Source organism: Sporocytophaga myxococcoides DSM 11118, from assembly GCF_000426725.1.
GTDB classification, from domain to species: domain Bacteria; phylum Bacteroidota; class Bacteroidia; order Cytophagales; family Cytophagaceae; genus Sporocytophaga; species Sporocytophaga myxococcoides.
In genome coordinates this window covers 18,295-37,302 of record NZ_AUFX01000018.1, presented here as the reverse complement: position 1 = coordinate 37,302, position 19,008 = coordinate 18,295, and the positions used below count along the sequence as shown (strand labels likewise).

General features: G+C 35.1%; 23 protein-coding genes. 14 read left to right on the top strand and 9 right to left on the bottom strand.

Annotated elements, in window-relative coordinates; all coding sequences use genetic code 11:
* Positions 1 to 88: 88 nt before the first annotated feature.
* Positions 89 to 1,117 carry a PorP/SprF family type IX secretion system membrane protein gene (locus K350_RS0117775; RefSeq protein WP_028981057.1) on the top strand — a complete coding sequence of 343 codons (1,029 nt, stop codon included), beginning with the start codon at positions 89 to 91 and terminating at the stop codon, positions 1,115 to 1,117.
* Here K350_RS0117775 and K350_RS0117770 read toward each other — a convergent pair whose 3' ends face one another.
* Entirely contained in the window at positions 1,118 to 1,333 is a 216-nt protein-coding gene (locus K350_RS0117770; RefSeq protein ID WP_156027084.1) for a hypothetical protein, read from the bottom strand.
* A gap of 426 nt (positions 1,334 to 1,759) precedes the next feature.
* Between K350_RS0117770 and K350_RS0117765 the strand changes: the two genes are divergently transcribed.
* The gene (locus tag K350_RS0117765; protein ID WP_245598674.1) at positions 1,760 to 3,640 is read left to right on the top strand and encodes an OmpA family protein; all 1,881 of its coding nucleotides are present in this window, start codon (positions 1,760 to 1,762) and stop codon (positions 3,638 to 3,640) included.
* 35 nt (positions 3,641 to 3,675) lie between these two features.
* Here K350_RS0117765 and K350_RS0117760 read toward each other — a convergent pair whose 3' ends face one another.
* The 5 genes from K350_RS0117760 to yedA form a co-directional block, all read right to left on the bottom strand.
* Positions 3,676 to 4,233, bottom strand: coding sequence for a YceI family protein (locus K350_RS0117760; RefSeq protein ID WP_028981054.1), 558 nt, complete (start codon positions 4,231 to 4,233; stop codon positions 3,676 to 3,678).
* A gap of 18 nt (positions 4,234 to 4,251) precedes the next feature.
* Positions 4,252 to 5,169 (bottom strand): DUF5777 family beta-barrel protein, encoded by a 918-nt coding sequence (locus K350_RS0117755; protein WP_028981053.1) that lies wholly within the window; start codon positions 5,167 to 5,169, stop codon positions 4,252 to 4,254.
* Positions 5,170 to 5,781: 612 nt separating this feature from the next.
* Positions 5,782 to 6,282, bottom strand: a complete 501-nt coding sequence (locus tag K350_RS0117745) for a hypothetical protein (protein WP_028981051.1) — start codon at positions 6,280 to 6,282, stop codon at positions 5,782 to 5,784.
* Positions 6,283 to 6,359: 77 nt separating this feature from the next.
* Positions 6,360 to 6,659, bottom strand: a complete 300-nt coding sequence (locus K350_RS0117740) for a hypothetical protein (RefSeq protein ID WP_028981050.1) — start codon at positions 6,657 to 6,659, stop codon at positions 6,360 to 6,362.
* Positions 6,660 to 6,806: 147 nt separating this feature from the next.
* Positions 6,807 to 7,733: a drug/metabolite exporter YedA gene (yedA, locus tag K350_RS0117735; protein ID WP_037576284.1), complete on the bottom strand. Its 927-nt coding sequence runs from the start codon at positions 7,731 to 7,733 to the stop codon at positions 6,807 to 6,809.
* A 482-nt stretch (positions 7,734 to 8,215) separates the two neighbouring features.
* Here yedA and K350_RS0117730 point away from each other — a divergent pair, with 482 nt between their 5' ends.
* From K350_RS0117730 to K350_RS0117695, 7 genes are all read left to right on the top strand, one after another.
* Positions 8,216 to 8,791 (top strand): RNA polymerase sigma factor, encoded by a 576-nt coding sequence (locus tag K350_RS0117730; RefSeq protein WP_245598673.1) that lies wholly within the window; start codon positions 8,216 to 8,218, stop codon positions 8,789 to 8,791.
* Between the two features lie 6 nt (positions 8,792 to 8,797).
* Entirely contained in the window at positions 8,798 to 9,166 is a 369-nt protein-coding gene (locus K350_RS0117725) for a hypothetical protein (RefSeq protein ID WP_028981047.1), read from the top strand.
* Entirely contained in the window at positions 9,163 to 9,420 is a 258-nt protein-coding gene (locus tag K350_RS29400; RefSeq protein WP_037576281.1) for a hypothetical protein, read from the top strand. The genes K350_RS0117725 and K350_RS29400 overlap by 4 nt, the downstream gene beginning before the upstream one ends.
* Before the next feature lie 215 nt (positions 9,421 to 9,635).
* Positions 9,636 to 10,079, top strand: coding sequence for an acyl-CoA thioesterase (locus K350_RS0117715; protein WP_028981046.1), 444 nt, complete (start codon positions 9,636 to 9,638; stop codon positions 10,077 to 10,079).
* A gap of 180 nt (positions 10,080 to 10,259) precedes the next feature.
* Complete coding sequence (locus K350_RS0117705) at positions 10,260 to 10,733, top strand: pyrophosphohydrolase domain-containing protein (RefSeq protein ID WP_028981045.1); 474 nt, start codon at positions 10,260 to 10,262, stop codon at positions 10,731 to 10,733.
* Positions 10,734 to 10,945: 212 nt separating this feature from the next.
* On the top strand, positions 10,946 to 11,749 hold the full coding sequence (locus tag K350_RS0117700) for a metallophosphoesterase family protein (protein ID WP_028981044.1): 804 nt from the start codon (positions 10,946 to 10,948) through the stop codon (positions 11,747 to 11,749).
* Positions 11,746 to 12,336 carry a hypothetical protein gene (locus K350_RS0117695; RefSeq protein WP_028981043.1) on the top strand — a complete coding sequence of 197 codons (591 nt, stop codon included), beginning with the start codon at positions 11,746 to 11,748 and terminating at the stop codon, positions 12,334 to 12,336. The genes K350_RS0117700 and K350_RS0117695 overlap by 4 nt, the downstream gene beginning before the upstream one ends.
* A 14-nt stretch (positions 12,337 to 12,350) precedes the next feature.
* Here K350_RS0117695 and K350_RS29395 read toward each other — a convergent pair whose 3' ends face one another.
* The gene (locus tag K350_RS29395) at positions 12,351 to 12,806 is read right to left on the bottom strand and encodes an HIT family protein (RefSeq protein ID WP_051313285.1); all 456 of its coding nucleotides are present in this window, start codon (positions 12,804 to 12,806) and stop codon (positions 12,351 to 12,353) included.
* A gap of 239 nt (positions 12,807 to 13,045) precedes the next feature.
* Between K350_RS29395 and K350_RS0117685 the strand changes: the two genes are divergently transcribed.
* The 3 genes from K350_RS0117685 (at position 13,046) to K350_RS0117675 (ending at position 16,178) form a co-directional block, all read left to right on the top strand.
* Positions 13,046 to 13,444, top strand: coding sequence for a putative signal transducing protein (locus K350_RS0117685; protein ID WP_028981042.1), 399 nt, complete (start codon positions 13,046 to 13,048; stop codon positions 13,442 to 13,444).
* Between the two features lie 19 nt (positions 13,445 to 13,463).
* Positions 13,464 to 14,879: an L-serine ammonia-lyase gene (locus tag K350_RS0117680; RefSeq protein WP_028981041.1), complete on the top strand. Its 1,416-nt coding sequence runs from the start codon at positions 13,464 to 13,466 to the stop codon at positions 14,877 to 14,879.
* A gap of 246 nt (positions 14,880 to 15,125) precedes the next feature.
* Positions 15,126 to 16,178 carry a nucleoid-associated protein gene (locus K350_RS0117675; RefSeq protein ID WP_028981040.1) on the top strand — a complete coding sequence of 351 codons (1,053 nt, stop codon included), beginning with the start codon at positions 15,126 to 15,128 and terminating at the stop codon, positions 16,176 to 16,178.
* Positions 16,179 to 16,200: 22 nt separating this feature from the next.
* On the opposite strand, the gene K350_RS0117670 is transcribed toward K350_RS0117675, so the two are convergent.
* Entirely contained in the window at positions 16,201 to 16,899 is a 699-nt protein-coding gene (locus K350_RS0117670) for a DUF1349 domain-containing protein (protein ID WP_211236762.1), read from the bottom strand.
* Between the two features lie 97 nt (positions 16,900 to 16,996).
* On the opposite strand from K350_RS0117670, the gene K350_RS0117665 reads away from it, so the two are divergent.
* Both K350_RS0117665 and K350_RS0117660 read left to right on the top strand, forming a co-directional pair.
* A complete protein-coding gene (locus tag K350_RS0117665) occupies positions 16,997 to 17,413 on the top strand; it encodes a hypothetical protein (protein WP_028981038.1) in 417 nt (138 codons plus the stop codon).
* Positions 17,414 to 17,431: 18 nt separating this feature from the next.
* Entirely contained in the window at positions 17,432 to 17,965 is a 534-nt protein-coding gene (locus tag K350_RS0117660; protein ID WP_028981037.1) for a CDP-alcohol phosphatidyltransferase family protein, read from the top strand.
* Positions 17,966 to 18,011: 46 nt separating this feature from the next.
* Here K350_RS0117660 and K350_RS31455 read toward each other — a convergent pair whose 3' ends face one another.
* Positions 18,012 to 18,989 (bottom strand): tetratricopeptide repeat protein, encoded by a 978-nt coding sequence (locus K350_RS31455; protein ID WP_051313281.1) that lies wholly within the window; start codon positions 18,987 to 18,989, stop codon positions 18,012 to 18,014.
* Positions 18,990 to 19,008 lie beyond the last annotated feature (19 nt).

Genomic DNA, 19,008 nt, shown 5'->3' with positions numbered 1-19,008 from the left:
TAGAATTTCAATATCTTGTTAGTTGATTTGTGTTGAATGTTTAAAAATTTGTTAAATTCGTCGAATATTCTTTAAAACTGGTATTGAAGTGATAATCAGGTTAAAAATTGTATTTTTTATCTTATTTGCGATTTCATGGAATGGAGCAGCATGTCAGGATATTCAGTTCTCTCAATTTTATGGAGCTCCACTGTATGTTAATCCTGCTTTTGCCGGAAGTACTCATAAAACAAGGCTTGTTCTCCACCAAAGAATTCAATGGCCTAAACTAGATGGAAAATATATTACCTCGTTATTTTCTGCAGATACCTATTTCTCCAAATACAGAAGCGGTCTTGGACTACAGGTTTATAAAGACTGGCAGGGAAGTAATACCATCAATTCTACAGATGTTTCTTTGTCTTATTCATATGAAATTTTCTTAACCTCAAAAATTGTAGTCAGACCGGGATTACAACTGGGATATATTTCCAGGACGCTTGATTATTCTGATCTGGCTTTTAGTTATCAATATGATAATAACGGTAATATCGCTCCTGGCTTTGATAACGGAAAGGTTAAAAAACAATTTATGGATCTTTCAACCGGAGCAGTTATATATACTGAAAATCTTTGGTTAGGCTTTGCTGCAAATCATTTAAATACTCCTAATCAATCATTTATAAATGGTGAGGCTCCTCTTCCTACAAAGTATTCATTTACTGCCGGGTATCAGATAAACTTCAGTAGAAGACTTGACCAATCAACGTTGCAGGAAGAAAAGCAAATAAGTCTGATCCCTACTGCACATTATAAGTTTCAGGGAAAATCAGATCAGACAGACCTTGGTGTATATGGTGTGTATGATCAATTGATCGCAGGCTTATGGTATAGAGGTATTCCGGGGTTAAAGCGTTATAAAAAGGGAGTTCAGAACAATGAGTCAATTGTCGGATTGGTAGGATGGAAGTACAATAACCTTGCAATTACCTACAGTTATGATTTTATCGTTTCAAGATTGGCCCCTGCCAGAAGCGGAGGAGCTCATGAGATCAACCTGACTTATATTTTTAACAAAAGGAAAAAAATCAAACCTATGAGGAGAATGCCTTGTCCTCATTTCTATAAAAGTTTTTAATTAGTAAATATAAAATTTAAACTGACCAGAAGGTTTGTGTTTCTTTTTTACTTTACTGGAATTGGCATTTAGGTCTGCCAGTTGTTCGTTCTGTTTTTGACGATTTTTCTCTGCTGTTTTTTGATTAGCCTTTCTGTTCTTTTTGTTTTTTTCAATTACCTCTTGAGCTGTTCTCTGATGATAGCCTTTGAGTTGCTCTTTCTCAGCATCATTCATATTATACATCTTTCCTGTTAGGCAGGAACTTAGAGTAATACAAATGAGTATAGGTAAGAACTTCTTTGGGAATATATGATTTAAGGCTGTCACTATAGGTAATTGTTTTTAGGTAATTAATAAAGCCATGCCAAAATTTCAACGTTCAAACATTCAAAGTCTTGTTCAGAAATTTATATCCTGGAAAATGAATTCTCCAAAAATAATCTATTTTTTGAAATTGGCATCTATTTTTATTTCAATACAATAAAAACGTCACTTTTTCAGATGCCAGCCGTAAAATCCTGATATTTTGAATTACAGCAAAGATTAAAAAGTAACCAGAATATCTATTAAAATATTGAAATTCTATCAATTCGTCGTTAAAAGTTTAATTTTATTTATAATATGTTTTTTTTCTTTAGAGGAGTCCTTATTCTGATTTTAATGACGTCCGCACTGGGTGCATATTCACAGAATAATTCAAAAGCTGCCAGAAAATATACTGACAAAGCCTTGGAGTATTTCAAAGTAGAGGATTATGAAACAGCCTTGACTTATTTTCTAAAATCCGATAGCCTGGATGGAAATGATCAGGATGTTTCCTATTTAATCAGTCTTTCTTTTTTCAGATCTGATCAAAAGTTAAAAGCATTACCTTTTTTGTTAAAAGCTAAAGCAGGAGGTATTAAAGAACCTGAATTGGATCTTTACCTTGGCGAAGCTTATCATTTGTCACATAAGTTTGATAAGGCAATTGAAAGTCTTACTTTATATAGATCTATGCTTCGTTCATCTGAAAAGGAAAAAATCAGGGAAGTCGAGGACCTGATCCAAAATTGCAAAAATGGTATTGAACTGGTTAAAGCTCCAGTGGAGGTTAAAATTAAAAATCTTGGCAATATTATCAATAGTGCATTTCCAGACTATGTGCCAGCATTGTCTGCAGACGAATCCTTACTGATTTTTACATCAAGAAGGGATAACAGCACTGGAGGAGTTAAAATTGATAATCAATATTTTGAGGATATTTACATTTCCACTAAGAAAGACAATAAGTGGACTAATCCTGAAAAGCTGGGCAATGAAATTAATACTCCTTCTCATGATGCATGTGTTGGAATTTCACCTGATGGACAGCAGATTTTTATTTATAAAGTTGAAGAAGGTAAATATTATGGGGATTTATATGTAAGTAATTTAACAGGTAAAACCTGGTCTAAACCTAAGAGTCTGGGACCTAATATCAATACACCTTCATGGGAACCATGTGCTACAATTACCGCAGATCAAAAGGTACTTTTTTTTATTAGTAATAAAAAGGGAGGAATCGGGGGAACGGATATATATATGAGTAAGCGCCAACCAAATGGAGAGTTTGGTCCTGCTACAATTTTAAGTACAGAAATTAATACCTCCAAAGATGAGTTTTCTCCTTTTATTCACCCTGATGGAAAGACTCTTTATTTCAGTTCCAAAGGACACAACAGTATGGGAGGTTATGATATTTTTTCCTGTACTATAAATACTGAAACCGGACAAGTCATCTCTAAGCCTGTAAACCTTGGGTATCCTATAAATACTGCTGATGATGAGGTTTACTTTGCTTGGTCTGCTGATAATAGAAGAGCATACTTTGCTTCTGAAAGGACGGGAGGAGTAGGCGAAAAAGATTTATATGTACTTGAGAGACCTAAGGCAGAAGCTTCTCTTGTAATGTTAAAAGGTACAATTATTGGGTGTGATAGTAAAAAGCCTGTTGCTGCAAGTATTATTGTAACTGATATTTCTACAGGAAAGGATATTGGGAAATATTCATCCAACAGTAGTACAGGTAAATACATTGTCATTTTACCAGCGGGTAAAAACTATGGTATTACAGTAGAAGCACCAGGATATGTTTTTTATTCTAAGAACATAGATATTCCCTTCCTCGATCATTATAAAGAAATTGATGATGAAATCTGCATGGAAGGACTGAAGAAAGGTACTGTATTTATACTTCGTAACGTGTTTTTTGACGTGGACAAAGCTATATTGAGAAAAGAGTCAGAGACAGAGTTGGAGAGGGTTCAAGAGATTCTGACATCTAATCCTTCTATTAAGATGCTAATCTCAGGTCATACAGACAGTGATGGTAATGATGACTATAATCTTAAGTTATCAGAAAATCGAGCCCATGCTGTAAAAGACTATTTGATTAACAAAGGTATATCAGCAGAAAGGCTTTCCTATAAAGGATATGGTGAATCAAAGCCGGTTGCACCCAACGATTCTGCTGATAATAAACAGCTAAACAGAAGAACAGAAATTGAAATTGTTGAATAGATTTATTCAACAATGAATAATGATATGAGGTAATTTTATTTTGGTATAAAATTACCTCTTACTTTTACAAGCACTTCTTCAGCTATTTTCTCCCATACAATGCTGGGAACTTTAATGTTGTGATCTTTCAATTTTACTGTGAAGTCTGAAGAGAGAAGAATCGTACCATCTTCATTAATATTGAGAATGCCCTTTATTTCCCTGTATCGTTTAACCCCATGAATATCTAAAAAGCCAGTGACCAATACATCAGTTTTACCTGGAGTTGCTTTATTGACTGGGACATTTAGTTTACCTTTAAACCAGGCATCAGGATAGGTTTCAGTTTCCATGTAGTTCTCATTAAAATGGTCTTGCATTAATGAGTTCTTAAAATGAAAACTGTTAACAGGTATCTTAAAAACAAGTGAATCATTCACCAGATTGATTAATCCTTTTCCAGCATTACTTGATGCGTCAATATTTTCGAGAGGTGTTTCTGAGAAAAATGAAACGTTTAAATTCTTTTCTTTGCTTTTGTAAATCTGGGAAAATCCCTCTATTGAAAAAGCAATTATAAACGTTATAATAAGAACTCCTCGATAAAATTTCATTTGGGTATAATTAAAATCTTACTTTGTCCATTCTGATTTGTTTTTCCTGTTTAGAGTGAAGATTCTTGAAACATTGAAGCCAAGCCTAATCTGTCCCTTCTTCCATGAAGCTTCTGTATAAGGTATGAATTGAACTTCATTGATACCCATAGAGTTCGTTACAAACAATTGAAACACGTGTCCACCAGTTTCAATATCTATGCCAATGCCAGCGCTGTTATAGTAAATATCCGGTGATGCATAATTATTTAATCTTAAGATATATTCTCCTGTTATGGCAATTCTTTTACTTATTTTAAATCTACCTGATCCTGCAATGGCAAATATATCATTACGGTTGCCTTCTTTTTTCAGGTTATAGTGAATAAAGGTAGGGGTAACCTGTAATGTTAATCTTTCATTAAACTTTCTGGCAACCAGTGCTTGAAAAAGATAAGAGAACCTATTAGGGAAATTGTTAAACTGGTTAACACCAGTAATAGTGTTTTCTCCATTTTTTGTTGTGATGATATTGAGACTAGATATAATAGTAATTGTTACGGGAGTGCCACCAGCAAGTCTTTGACTTAACAACTTGTATTTAAGAAATCCGTCTGCAAGTTTTCCAAAAGAACTTCTTCCAATACCGATTGTAAAATGATCAGTAATACTGTAATCCAATCCGAGTCTTATATTGGCAGGACCATCAAGCCCCCAGAAATTAGAACTTCCAGAACTGAAATTTCCGAATCTGTGAGAGATACGAAAATCCAGAGAACCTTTACGAAGAGTCTCCACTGTTTGAAGGTTGATTAGCCGTGTTCCTTTAAACGAATAATGTACCAATGGATTTTCAGTCTTCGGAGAGTCTTCATCAAGCATTTTGCTGAGATCATCCTGTGCAAAGGATAGATAAGGTAAGGTGAGGCAGATAAAAATTAAATTAAAGACTTTCATATCATTACATTCTCAGTAGGCTCCTATTACTGAATTTGCAATTTCGTCTTTTTTATGATTTATTCTCCATAAATTTTAATTGTACATTAAAAGAAAAGGCACAGAAGTTTTTCTGTGCCTTGAATATTTTATGAGCTCTTTAATTAGTTATAAGAGATATAGTACAGGTTCTTAAAATTCTTTATTATATCAGGAAATTTTTCCCCATAATTGAATTCCACCCATTTCTCAAGTTGCAGTGTTTCTTGTGGACTTAAAAGATTGATAGACTTATTTAATTCCTTTTCAAAGAGGCTTTTGTCAAAACTGACTTTTTCTAATATATGAATACTGTATTCTAACATGGCTATTAATTTTTATAACTGATTTAATGCTGAAAACGGAAATGGAAATTTTTGGTTTGAGTATAACTTGTTAATTTTTAATTAATACCACAAAAAAAAGATAGTCTTACAGGACTATCTTTAGTTTATCAATCCATGAACGAGGTCTATTACCTTCTCTTCACTTTCCTTATCTCACCGCTTGAACCCCGTTATATATTTAACATATTAAAATTTCATATTGTTTGAAAACGTCTGATAGAATTTTAAAAATGGTATGTAAAGCCTTTTATTTTAATATTTTATGAGCTCTGGATTTAAATGCAGGGCTTGAAAAGGGCAACTGGTCTTGCAAAATTATTTTTAATTCTTTAAGCAAATCCTCTTCTTTAGCAGATAAATTATAGGCTACTGTCATCGCAAAAGCTTTAATTGCTACTGGAACTTTTGTGGTAATCAAATAATCAAAACATAAATCCAACAATTCACCCTGAACGGAAGCAGGTATTTCCATAAATTGAAAAATGCGCAAGGTATTCCGTTTAACGGCATCATGCGCATTTTTCTTTAAGTTTCTGACCATCCTTTTTAAGTATGGTTTTATCAGATAAGGATGTTCTTCTGCAATTGTGCTTACAGCCCACGAAGCTCTTTGAACTAATCGGGTTTCTCCGTTAAGAAAAATATTCATGAGTTCTTCGAAACGTTCCTGGTCATTGCTAATGTATTTGCAGATTTTATTGATCTGAGCTTTTGAATGTTCCTTTAACAATTCTTTCCTGATATCCATAATAGAAAAAACAAAGCTTAAAACTTTGTTTCTGCAATTTATACGAATGAAATCAGAGTACGATTAAGTCTTCCGGACTATTTTATGACATAGTTTAAGAGGTAATCAATTTCCTTTTTCCTATCGATAAAATCCCTGACATCAAAGCACGATCCGCTCTCAAAAAGTTTTATATTGTTATTCTTCATATAATCAAGTGCATGTTCAATGATAGATTCACGCACATTGATTTCTTTAAGGTTAGTGATGATTCTTGAAATGTAATTACATGTGAATTCCCATAGATCATCATTCACCACATTGTATTCAAGGAAATATTCTTTATCATCTATAAAAGTATAGAATTTCCTCTCTATGTTATCATGTAGGATATCCATAAGCCTCGGGGTTTTATTTTAAAACAGTGGCAGCTTTAAAATCGTGCGATATAAATACAAATGTTTGTTCTGACGAATTGATATTCATATCAAGAGTGTGATTCTTAGGGATAAAAAAAGGTCCCTCATCGGGAACCTTTAAAGAAATCACTGTTTTAAAACTTTTTTAGGCCTTCCGCTGAGCCAGATAACCATTACTGCAACAATGATAAGGCCGCCGGCGAGCATGGTCTGATTGGTAAGTTTTTCGTTTCCTACAAAAACACCTAAGATTACAGCTATGACAGGATTAACATAGGCATAAGTTGATACCTGAGATGGATGTGCCTCTTTGAGTAAATATGCATAGGCAGTAAAGCCTATCAGTGACCCGAATATTATCAGATAGACAAATGCCCATAATGACTTAGAGCTTACTGAATCAAGGTTGATGTTTGTAAATTCTCCGCTGAAATATGAAATGATCAGCAGTATTATACCTCCTGAAAGCATTTGCAATCCTGTTGCTACTAAAGGAGAGGATGGAAATTTTGCCCTGGTACCATAGACAGATCCTAATGCCCATGCAAGGGTAGAAATCAGAATGGCAAAAATACTTAATGAATCAGCTTTAACTAAATCTTTACCAGCTCCGGTACCAGTCATAAATACCATACCTGCCATGCCAATTAGAATTCCTATCCATGTTAGCAGGTTTGGTTTATTATCTGTTTTAAACATCCATAATAAAAGGACAATCCATACAGGTTCAATTGTAATCAGCAGAGCTGCTACAGAAGATGGTATTCTTTGCTCTGCCCATACAAGGCCTCCATTACCTAATACCAGTAATAGAAATCCGGCAATGGTAGATGTTTTGATTTCTTTAATTTCAGGAACAGGAGCTCCCTTTAGTCTTCCTGTGAAATATAATATTAATCCTGCCGCAAGGAAACGGGTTCCAGCCATGAAAAAAGGTGGAAAACTTTCAATTGCATAGCGAATTCCCAAATATGTTGATCCCCATATAATATATACAGCGGCAAAAGCTCCTATCAGAAGCCAGTCAGTTGCTTTTCTCTCTTCTTTTAACATATTGTTATTTATTTAGAAGGCTTAATAACTACCAAATTTTCAGTTCAATTAGTTCCCATTTAGTTTTGTGTATATACAAAAAAAAAATCCCGGACAATAGTCCGGGATTTTCTATATCTGTATGGAATAAACCTTTTCTTTTAGCCAATACATATCCCGGACCGGTCTCTGCAAGGGACCGCAATAATTGCCGTGATATGTGACTTAAGTATTAGCACTTTTTATTTTTTTATATATAACAAACATATGAAGATTTCACAGATAAGACAAAAGAATAGGTTTTATTTTTTGTTCAACATTGTTATTTGACATGTGTCAATAAATTTTTTTGAAGATTTTTTAATTAGCAAAGAAAATTATAGTTCAGATAATTAAGTGGTTAAAACTATTGTGTGAATGACTTTGATCAGAAATTTTAAGGAAAATAAAAAAAAACAATTTTCCTTAAAATATTTTCTGAACTTATCCGTCAACACCATTAAATGGAATCTCTACCAATATACATGACCCAGAATCAAAAGGATAAAATAGAGCAGACTGTCCGCAAGGAGAGGAATAAGCTGTTTAATTTTATCAGGAAAAGGGTCAAAGCAAAAGAAGATGCTGAGGATATTCTGCAGGATGTCTTTTTTCAGCTTACTCAGGCTTCAGGAAGTATAGATACCATTGATCAGATCACCTCCTGGTTGTTTAGGGTGGCGAGAAACAAAATTACTGACCTTTACAGAAAGAAGAAACCGGAAACATTTACAGATTATAATGAAACTGTGAAAGATAACGAAGGCTTATTTCTTGAAGAAATCTTACCCGATCTGGGAAACACTCCTGACGACGAATACTTTAAAAACTTATTATGGGAAGCCGTGCAAGAGGCTTTAGACGAGCTGCCTGCAGAGCAGAAAGAAGTCTTTATGATGCACGAGTTTGAAGACCAGAGTTTTAAAGATATGTCAGAGATCACCGGAGAGCCGGTAAATACATTGATCAGTAGAAAAAGATATGCAGTGCTTCATTTAAGAAAGCGTTTGCAGGAGTTTTATAAGGAAATTAAAAAATAAGGAGTTATGGGTTTTTGTTTTAAAAAAGCGATCAAGTTTGTCATTCTAGGATTCCTTGCAGTAGTGCTGTTTGGATTCATTACAATGCAACTTTGGAACTGGCTGGTTCCGGATTTGTTCCACGGCCCTTCCATTAATATATATCAGGCTTTAGGTTTATTTGTTCTTTCTAAGATTCTCTTTTCCGGATTTGGAAGAAGAGGTTGCGGAGGCCCTCAGCATAATTTTTTCTGGAGAAAAAGATTTGAGCGTAAAATGGCTAAACTTAGTCCGGAGGAAAGGGAAAAATACATGAAAAAGTTTTCTCATTGTTGGGGTGGAAATCCTTTTGAAAATCAGTGTCAGGGAGAAAGTGAAAAAGGCGACAATGCATGAGAATAAGCAACTTTTTGATCGAATACAACCTTACCAGAACGGTTGATGGACACGACGAATTTTCAGATGATAGGACAAAAGAAAAACGGATGGTTGTCTCTGTGACCAATAATCTCAGTGAAATTTTCACAGATCTGTTGGACACGCATAGAAATGATAGTATTACAGGAATAGAAATAGTGTCTGTTGTCAATCTTATTGATAATCCCGGAATAAAAGGAATGAGCAATTATATTAACATTCCGGGAAATTAATGATTATTAATCAATGACCATTGGGATGTGCTGGTTGATTATTTTATGATTGAACTTTGTATCGGCAGATGGGATAATGGTCATTGATATTTTAAATAAAATTTTAGTAAGGTTAATGCTCTGTTTTCAATAGCCTCCCTCTTAGAAGTGAGGCTATTTGAAAGTCAGAATAAAGTGTAAAACCAGGATAAATTTTTAAAATTGAAAAAGATTTTATGGGGTATTCCAAGACTTATGAAATAATCTGGGCAAACATAGACGCAAACAGACATCTAAGACATTCTGCCTACAATGATTATGCAGCACAAGTGAGGGTAAGTTTTTTTAAAGACTTTGGTTTTTCAGTTGAAAAGCTGGCTCGCCTAATGATAGGCCCAATCCTTTTTAGTGAGAATACTAAGTTTCTGAGAGAAGTTGGAATGAATGACTCGATCACTGTTGACATAAGAGTCGCCTCAATGCGAAAGGATGCATCCCGATGGAAGATTGTTCACCAAATATTCAGGTCGGATGGTGTATTGTCTGCTGTCATAACTGTCGAAGGGGCCTGGATGGATTTGAATACAAGAAAGCTTACCATACCTCCACCGGAAATCCTTGGTATGATTGAAAGTATGCCCAAAACGGAAGATTTTGAATTCGGGCCTGAAAAAAGCTGATTGGATTTTGAGGTTATTGAAATTTTAAAATGCTTTAGAATCAATAAGGAAGAAGGAAGAAATTATTTTCTTTATTACGAATAAAGGGATCTGTGAAAATAAAGGGTTAAATTTAGATTTGTCTCCAATTTTATCAGGGGCAATAATTCTAATTAACATTCAAATCCTTAAATAAATATCATGGAACCAATAAATTCACTGAGCCACGTAGCAGAATTTCATAAGACCTTTAAACATCCTATAGAGCCAGAACCTCTGATTCCTAGTGAAAAAAGATGCAAGTTGAGAGTTTCTCTGCTTGCAGAAGAATTGAAAGAATTGGAAGAGGCCATTGAAAATAAAGATATAGTTGCTGTGGCAGATGCTTTGTGCGACTTACAATATGTGTTGTCTGGAGCTGTGCTTGAATTTGGTTTGGGAAAGAAGTTTCCGGAGTTGTTTAATGAGGTGCAGCGTTCCAATATGAGTAAGGTTTGTCATTCTGTTGAGGAAGCGGAAAAAACTATTGCTCACTATAAAAACCGGGATAATACCGAAGCTTATTATACCGAAAGTGCAGGGAAATATCTTGTTTACCGCAAATCTGATAATAAGACGTTAAAATCTGTATTTTATTCTCCGGCAGATCTGGAAAAAATTGTCAAGAGTAAGTAATTACCTCTGATTGTATGTCAATGATCTGTGGATGCAGAATACTTAAAATTAATTCAAAGTTGATCTCTCCTAGTTTTCAACTTTGATTTCCTCCCTTATTTGAATGATTAAAGCTTATTGAGATTTCTGAAAAGAAAAAAACTTCTTGATAAAGCTTTAAAAATATTTTGGTTCATAAAGTTCTGAACTAATTGGATTTTTAAAAGTGATTTATGAAAATCTATTTGAAAAATACAGGTGTTGCTGTCTTGCTTTTGCTTGTAATGTCTGCCTGTAATGGTGTATTTGAATACAGTCCATATGTTACTCAGGTTAAAGGTGGTCTTAAGCATATTATTACGAAGAATTCAGATTGGCTTCACAAGATTCTTTCTGATGCAGAAGGTGATATAAAAATTGCAATGATCTCAGATACTCACTATGATTATATAGAGCTTAAAAAATTTATAGATCATATAAACAGCAGAAAAGACATAACTTTTGTAGTGGTAGGTGGTGATATTGCTGATAAAGGATTACTGAAAGAATTTGAGTTTTTTGAAGAGGTAATGAAAGGGCTCAATAAGCCTTATTTTACTGTTATAGGCAATCATGATTATCTGGCAGGAGGTGGGGAGGTATACAGACAAATGTTTGGGGCATATAACTATTCTATTGAAGCTGGAGGAAAAAAGATTATCTTCTTTGATGATGTATTTTGGGAGAGTAATAAAAGACCGAATTTTTTATGGCTGGAAAATGAACTTAAGTCTACCGGATTAAAAAAGCCGATAGTTATTACACATATTCCGCCTTTCGGTGATCAGTTTTCCAAAGAGGATGAATCAATTTATGTAAATCTGATGAGGAAGTATAAGGTACAGCTATCTGTTCATGGACATGTGCATACATCTTATCATGGCAATTATTATAATGATGAGACAAGCTATGTAGTAGTGCCAAGTATGTTGAAGGGAACATTTTATGAGTTCACTTTAACTGATAATATAAATGTTAAAGAATCGAAATTGCAATGAGTGAATTTTTAAAGAAGGCATTTTCGCTGGTATTTGTATATGCTATCAGCAGGTCCGCATTTGGCGCGGATTCTACCATTACCATGGCAAGAAAGTATAAATTACTGCCACGAGTGTATACATTGCAATATGCAGGTAATCTTGGATTTCTTTCAGGAGGATTGGGATACAGCCTTGTTAAAGATAAGGTCCGGCTGGGGCTTTTTTATGGGTATGTGCCAAAAATTTTTTCTACCAAAGCGATACACACCATAGCATTAAAAGGTACATTGAATCTGTTTAGATCAAGGGCTGGTCAGGACAAATTGTATATTGGAACTACCTTAAATATGGAGACAGGAAATAATTCATTCCTTAAGCTTCCTGATAAATACCCTAAAGGATATTATAAAACCAATGCCTTTCATCTTACAGTATTTACCGGAGTGAAATCATTTTTTGCTTTACAAGACAGAAAGCTTAAGGGAGTTGAACCTTATATAGAATGCGGAACAGTTGATACATATCTGTACTATTGCATATCAGAAAAACTAAGTTTTTTCAAAATCCTTAGCTTATCGGTTGGGCTCAACTTACAATTTAAGTAGCTTGTTGACAATTATTACAAGTTTAACTCAGCTGCTTTTTTCCTGAGCATTGATATAATGCCGCTCATCTCTTCAGGGCTGAGTCTTTTGCGGTTAGCGCTGTCTATATGGACTTCGCTTTTTTCCAGTTCCTGGTACCAGTCTCCGGGGTTTGGCAAGTCTCCGACTTTTCTGGGTACCACGTGCATATGAACATGAGGCACCGATTGTCCTGCCGCTTCTTTTTCCTGCACGGCCCAGTCAAAGGCATCTGTATTAAGCGCTTTGGTAAGTAAAAAAGCTACTTTTCTTCCTAACACCATAAATTCAGCTACTTCATCATCAGTGAAATCAAACAGACTTTCCACATGTTTTTTAGGAATTATAAGCGAATGTCCGGGAAGGACAGGCGCTATATTGTATATTGCTACGAAATTTTCAGAGCTTAGAAAACCTTCCTGAACTCTTTTATCACAAAAGGGGCAACCCATAATTAATTTATTTTAGATCGCAATTTAATATTAAACCCAATTTAATCATTAGCCATTGAAAAATCCTCTTAAATCATCCACCGGATTGGAACTTATAATATTTTGATTATCAGGGTTATTATTTTAATGCATAATCTCGGTTAAATTAACTTGTTTTAAATCTGTTTCTTAGCTCTGGATTAATAATTTTAACAGAAATATGAATCTAATTACTCTTACTTTTTCGTTAAAAAGGTAGCATGAAATTTATCACTATTAAGTCATTTGATAATCCTGTAGAAGCCAATATTGTTAAGGCCAAATTGGAAGATTCCGGTATTCCCTGTTTTTTAAAAGATGAGAATATCGTGGCGATCAATCCTTTATATGCCAATGCTACCGGGGGAATCAAATTACAGATAAATGAAAAATTCAGATTTCTTGCACTTGAAATTCTGGGCCTTACAGAACAATCTTACGAACAAAGTCTCGTATGTCCTGCATGTGGCTCCGATAGAGTTCATTTTGTAAGTTCCAGTAGAAGCCTGAAAAACCTTTTCTCATTTATACTTTCTTTGGCAACCGTCACTTATCCGATATTCCTCAAAAAGGTATATAAGTGTGAGTCCTGTGGCAAGGAATTTCCAATTGAAGATTAACAATCACTGATTGATTCGTATGGGATATTTAAGTGTATTCGACATGCTTAAAATTGGGATTGGTCCATCGAGTTCCCATACATTCGGGCCATGGACTGCAGCCAGAAAATGGATCCACGAATTGATTTTATCAGGCGCTCTTTTTAATGAAATAAAAGTAGAATTGTATGGTTCCCTGGCGCTCACGGGCAAAGGGCATTGCACAGATAAAGCCATTTTATTCGGATTGATGAACTTTGATCCCGAAGAGGTTGATGAAAATTTGCTGGATTTTTATTTTAACAGTGCTCGTGAAAATAAACTGATTGTTCATGATTTGCTCAGAATTAGGTTTGACCTGATTAGTGACATTCAATTTCTTAAGAATACAGTGCTTCCTTACCATTCCAATGGAATGAAGTTCAAAGCATATTTAAATGAAGCGCTTGTTGCGGAAGATATCTTTTATTCAATAGGTGGTGGCTTTATAGTAAAGGAAGGAGAAACAGAGTCAGCATTAACAGAAAATAAAGAGCTTCCATACCCTTGTCCCAGTCCTAAAGATCTTGTTACTACAGCCTTTAAACATCATCTGTCTATATCTGACCTTGTTCTAGAAAATGAAAAGATGCTCAGACCTGAAGTGGAAATAAAAGCCAGGTTGATGAATATATGGTCTGTTATGAAAAAAGCAGCTTATGCTGGATGTCATCAAGAGGGTATTTTGCCGGGGGGCTTGGAAGTGAAAAGACGTGCAGCAGCACTGAATAAGCAGCTGCTGAGAGTTCATGACTACAACAACGCGGATGAATGGATGGAGGCAATGAAAGTAGGGCGTGATTTTAAAAAAGTTATTACAAGGATCAGCTGTCTCGCACTTGCTATCAACGAAGTCAATGCATCTATGGGCCGAATTGTGACTGCACCCACTAATGGTTCTGCAGGAGTTGTGCCAGCTGTTTTGTTTTACTATATCTGCTTTTCAGGTCAGGAAGTAAAGGATGATGACATCTGCAGATTTCTTCTGACGGCAGGAGAAATTGGGAAGTATTTTAAGTTAGGAGCTACCATAAGCGCTGCCGCAGGTGGTTGCCAGGCTGAAATCGGAGTTTCATCCTCGATGGCTGCAGCTGCATTAACAGAATGTTTAGGAGGTTCTCCAGCTCAGGTTCTGATGGCGGCAGAAATAGCAGCAGAGCATCATCTTGGACTGACATGTGATCCCGTTGGAGGTCTTGTCCAGATTCCTTGTATTGAAAGAAATTCCATGGGGGCAATTAAAGCGATAACAGCCAGTATGATGGCACTTGCAGGAAACCCTGATTATGCTAAGGTTAGCCTGGAAAATGTCATCAGCACAATGAAGGAGACCGCTGAAGAAATGAATGAAAAGTTTAAAGAGACCTCGCTCGGTGGTCTGGCCGTTAATGTTTCGGTTAAATTTTCGGAATGTTAATTATTCGTAGAGACGCCATGCAGGGCGTCTCAGTAAAAGAGTAAAAATAAATCATTATCAACGACTTCAAAAATAATAATTACCGATCAAGTAGGATAATATCTTCATTAATATATGAATCTGCTGATTATCACAAAGCCTGAGACGCCATGCATGGCGTCTCTACGAAATTTCCCTTTTCCCTTTCATCAGAAATCGTTAAATTCGTTATTGGCTTAATTTTAAATCGAAGCCAAGGATGATCAAATGATTGATTTTACAGAAGTTAAGTTACATAATATCGTTGTCCATAATATCGGAAACAGTCTTCAGGAAGAAGGGATGAAATTGTCAAAAGGTCCTCTGGTTTTCAGAGAATCAATAGTGAAAGAACTCCTGATGAAGTATTTTTTATCACCCTTTAAAGGTGAACTCTTCTACAATTTTTTCCATGATACAGAACTTGCACTTAATGAAATTTATAACTACGCCTCTAAGATTTTTGATGATCCTGATTGCTTCTATCTTCAGACCATCAACATATCCAAACATCTTTATGATAAATCAAATCATCATAATATAAAGGGTGGAGAGTTTTATCTTGTCTACTTTGCAGACTGCGTGGTGAACGGAGACTCAATGGATGCAATCGGTTTGTTTAAATCTGAAAATAAAGATACCTATCTCCGCATATTTCAGGAAACTGATAATTTTGAAATTGAACACGAGCAGGGCATAAACATTAACAAGCTTGATAAGGGTTGTCTAATCTTTAATACCAATAGGGAACAAGGATATAAAATATGTGTGGTCGATAATACCAATAAAGGTCAGGAAGCACAGTACTGGAAGAATGATTTTCTTAAGATTAAACAACATGAAGATAATTACTTCCATACTCAGAATTTAATGAAACTTACCAAAGAGTTTTGTAATGATGTATTGGCTAAAGAGTATGAGGTAAGCAAAGCTGATCAGATTGAGCTGATGAACAGGTCCGTGCAGTATTTTGCCAAAAAGGAAGTCTTTAACCTTAATGAGTTTCAGGCAGAAGTTATGGGAAGTGAAGAGTCTATGGTGAATGCTTTTAATACATACAAAGAAGAGTTTCAGGAAAAGAATCAGGTAAATACATACGATGAGTTTAATATTTCCAATGGTGCTTTTAAAAGCAATAAGAAGATATTTAAAAGCATCTTAAAGCTGGACAAGAACTTTCATGTCTACATTCATGGCAACAAAGAATTCATAGAAAGGGGATATGATGAGGGACGCCAGATGCACTACTATCAGTTGTTTTTCAAGAATGAAACTTCCTAGAAGTTAGTTTTACTGCTGTTGCTTATTTATTCCGTTTGATCTCAAATGTTTCAAACAAAGCTGAAAAACCTCTATCCGTAGGGCTGCAAGCATACAAACCTATATTGATCTTTGGAGCTTCCTTGTGCAAATGAGCAATTCTTATCTGCTGAAAATTTTTCTTACCATACTTTGCATAAATTTCAAAGTCTTGGCCTTTTCTGATAATTTTATATTCAACTTTTCTTATATCTGCCGGGATTTCCTGCGTTGACCAGTCTGAATAGCCAAGATTCGTTACTACTGCCCCGAGGTGTGAAAATTCACTTGTTTCATATTCTGTTGAAGTCTTCAGCCAGTTATCTTCATCAAGACGTATGCACAGGCCAGCCTGGTCGAATCTGTGTTTGGGAGAAAAAGATACAGTTGTAATCATCTCAAAATCACCTTCAACTTCTTTGTATAAAAAATGAGCATTATCATTTCTGAATCCGTAATGTGTTCTTTGCCAGAAATCAGATCCGGAATCTGGCTCAATCAATAATCCTTCTGAAGTTACCTTCCATAGTTTAGGCTCGTGAAACCATTTGAAATTCTTAATACTATCTGAAGTGATCATGTTTAAAGTCGTAATGTTTTTAGTTTCTGTTGGTGCCTGATTCTTTTGTTCATTGCATGAAATTAAAACCATTAAACACCAGACAAAGCAGAAATTGCTGATTTTGGAATAAAAGTTTATCATAAGCTTAAAGATATTTTTTTTGTTTAAAAATGGAAAATAATCATTTGTGATTATCAAAGATTTTCCGTTTTTGTCATGAGTTTCAAATTAATTAATATTGGGCAATATTAAACTTTTTGAAAATGAGAATACTCTTGTCAATCCCATTATTGTTATTTTTACCCTTTCAGGGTGCACTGTTGAAGATATTGATGTCAACTATGCAAAGAAGGTGTCAGGTGCTTATGCATTAGGTAGTTATGAAAACCAGCTGGGGACCTACGGCCTAAATGTAAATGATAAAGTGATCATCACAAGAATCAATGACAATCATGTTAAAATATATGTAGATTTTTATAACTCAACTGATGACATAGTTGCTGATGATGTAATGCTAACGCAGAACGGCTCAAGTTATAATTTATCCCAGACTTACCGTTATTCGGTGCTGAGCGGTGAGATAGATCCTAAATATTTAACTTGCAGATTAGATTATAATAATGGTAATTTTGATTTAATTACTGAAGTGAAATAAAACATAAAAAGCTTACTAATGCAAAACAACAATATATTCAATTTTATACGCACACCTGATTGGATTTCTTTGGGAAATGGAATTTGTGGAGGGCTTGCAATTATATTAAGTATCAAAAACCATAATGCTTTATTTCCAGCAGGATTAATAGTTGCTGGTGGCATATTGGATTTCTTTGATGGGAGAGTGGCAAGGAAATATGGCCTGGCATCTGATTTTGGTAAAAATCTTGATTCACTATGTGACATTGTTACTTTTATTGTTGCTCCTGTTGTTTTTGCTTTTATTTATTTACAGGAACTTTCAGTCTGGGAAGTAGCTATTCTTGTTTTTTATATAGCTGCAGGACTTCTAAGATTAGCTAGATTCAATGTTACAGGTACCTTAAGTAATGGAAAGTATTTTGAAGGCATGCCTGTTCCATTCAGCATAGTGCTTATCGTTTCGTATTTTCCATTACTTCTGCTTTCACTGCCGATGATATTGTGGATCTTGCTGTTTCTCATACATGGATGTCTGATGATATCAACAGTTAAAATAAGAAAGCTATAAGCAGGGTAGTAAGATCTCGAACATGATTAAAGTAAAACTGGGTAACTTATGGTTTACTAACCACTTTCCCAGTTTTAAAAAAGTTTATCCATTTTTGTCTTTTGTCTTTGGGAAAAGAAGCTTCTTTCACCGCTATAAAATTCGCATACAATGATTGATTGCCCAGCACAACGTACCACAATTGGGATTCAGGATTATGATCGTTAATGAATTCCGGAGCTTCAATAGTAAAAATAATCCATGGGTATTGGGCTGTGGAGTCACTTTGCTCTATTAGTGTCAATTTTGCTTTAGGTGCTTCTGTTTTGGCCTGATCGTAAAAGATGCTCATCGCTTTTTCTACAGACAGTACTCGTGCGCTTTTTATTGAACTCATATAGCCCATCTCTGTCCACTTGTCCATAGATTCATTAGCGTGAATAAGTTCAGTTATTTTTACCTGATCATCTTCCTGGCTGTTACCTGTGACCCAATGCTCATCTTCAGGCCAGTTTAATATAAAAGATTCCTTAGGTCTGGGAGTTGTATTGCAATATTTATCAAGGTAAATACCGGCTTTCAGATCTCCTTGCTTATCTGCCTTTATAAAGTCTTCACAAGCTCCTTTTTTATTACCAGTCTGAGCACGTAGCTGTCCACGAAAGTTTAAGGCATTTGGGAATTTGGGATCGAGCTCAATTGCCTTATCAAGGGGAGCCAGTGCTTCTTTGTATCTTTCCAGAGTAGCAAACACAGTTGCTCTGCCATAATGAGGATCAGGGTAATTAGGATCAATTTCAATAGCATTGTTGAAGTCCTCCATGGCTGCTTCCAGGTTCTTTAATGCTAGTTCACAAGCTCCACGATTGAAATAAGCCGTTTTTGATTTTTTGTCAGCTTTGATCGCTAATGTATAATCCTTGATAGCTCCTGAATAGTCTTCTTTGTTGTGCTTCTCAAGACCGCTTTGAAGATATTCTTCAGCCGTTTGAGCAAAGACGGTAACAGAAAACAATGTAAATAATATTGATAATGTTTTTTTCATTAGTAAGCTACACTGACTA

What these genes read in the sequence shown, in the direction of transcription:
- K350_RS0117740 (WP_028981050.1), bottom strand. Translation starts at nt 6,659, where the DNA reads ATGGATATCCTACATGATAACATAGAGAGGAAATTCTATACTTTTATA.
- K350_RS0117755 (WP_028981053.1), bottom strand. Translation starts at nt 5,169, where the DNA reads ATGAAAGTCTTTAATTTAATTTTTATCTGCCTCACCTTACCTTATCTA.
- K350_RS0117675 (WP_028981040.1), top strand. Translation starts at nt 15,126, where the DNA reads ATGATTGATTTTACAGAAGTTAAGTTACATAATATCGTTGTCCATAAT.
- K350_RS0117670 (WP_211236762.1), bottom strand. Translation starts at nt 16,899, where the DNA reads ATGATAAACTTTTATTCCAAAATCAGCAATTTCTGCTTTGTCTGGTGT.
- K350_RS0117730 (WP_245598673.1), top strand. Translation starts at nt 8,216, where the DNA reads ATGGAATCTCTACCAATATACATGACCCAGAATCAAAAGGATAAAATA.
- K350_RS29400 (WP_037576281.1), top strand. Translation starts at nt 9,163, where the DNA reads ATGAGAATAAGCAACTTTTTGATCGAATACAACCTTACCAGAACGGTT.
- K350_RS0117770 (WP_156027084.1), bottom strand. Translation starts at nt 1,333, where the DNA reads ATGAATGATGCTGAGAAAGAGCAACTCAAAGGCTATCATCAGAGAACA.
- K350_RS0117760 (WP_028981054.1), bottom strand. Translation starts at nt 4,233, where the DNA reads ATGAAATTTTATCGAGGAGTTCTTATTATAACGTTTATAATTGCTTTT.
- yedA (WP_037576284.1), bottom strand. Translation starts at nt 7,733, where the DNA reads ATGTTAAAAGAAGAGAGAAAAGCAACTGACTGGCTTCTGATAGGAGCT.
- K350_RS0117725 (WP_028981047.1), top strand. Translation starts at nt 8,798, where the DNA reads ATGGGTTTTTGTTTTAAAAAAGCGATCAAGTTTGTCATTCTAGGATTC.
- K350_RS0117705 (WP_028981045.1), top strand. Translation starts at nt 10,260, where the DNA reads ATGGAACCAATAAATTCACTGAGCCACGTAGCAGAATTTCATAAGACC.
- K350_RS31455 (WP_051313281.1), bottom strand. Translation starts at nt 18,989, where the DNA reads ATGAAAAAAACATTATCAATATTATTTACATTGTTTTCTGTTACCGTC.
- K350_RS0117660 (WP_028981037.1), top strand. Translation starts at nt 17,432, where the DNA reads ATGCAAAACAACAATATATTCAATTTTATACGCACACCTGATTGGATT.
- K350_RS0117700 (WP_028981044.1), top strand. Translation starts at nt 10,946, where the DNA reads ATGAAAATCTATTTGAAAAATACAGGTGTTGCTGTCTTGCTTTTGCTT.
- K350_RS0117685 (WP_028981042.1), top strand. Translation starts at nt 13,046, where the DNA reads ATGAAATTTATCACTATTAAGTCATTTGATAATCCTGTAGAAGCCAAT.
- K350_RS0117745 (WP_028981051.1), bottom strand. Translation starts at nt 6,282, where the DNA reads ATGGATATCAGGAAAGAATTGTTAAAGGAACATTCAAAAGCTCAGATC.
- K350_RS0117765 (WP_245598674.1), top strand. Translation starts at nt 1,760, where the DNA reads ATGACGTCCGCACTGGGTGCATATTCACAGAATAATTCAAAAGCTGCC.
- K350_RS0117715 (WP_028981046.1), top strand. Translation starts at nt 9,636, where the DNA reads ATGGGGTATTCCAAGACTTATGAAATAATCTGGGCAAACATAGACGCA.
- K350_RS29395 (WP_051313285.1), bottom strand. Translation starts at nt 12,806, where the DNA reads ATGGGTTGCCCCTTTTGTGATAAAAGAGTTCAGGAAGGTTTTCTAAGC.
- K350_RS0117680 (WP_028981041.1), top strand. Translation starts at nt 13,464, where the DNA reads ATGGGATATTTAAGTGTATTCGACATGCTTAAAATTGGGATTGGTCCA.
- K350_RS0117695 (WP_028981043.1), top strand. Translation starts at nt 11,746, where the DNA reads ATGAGTGAATTTTTAAAGAAGGCATTTTCGCTGGTATTTGTATATGCT.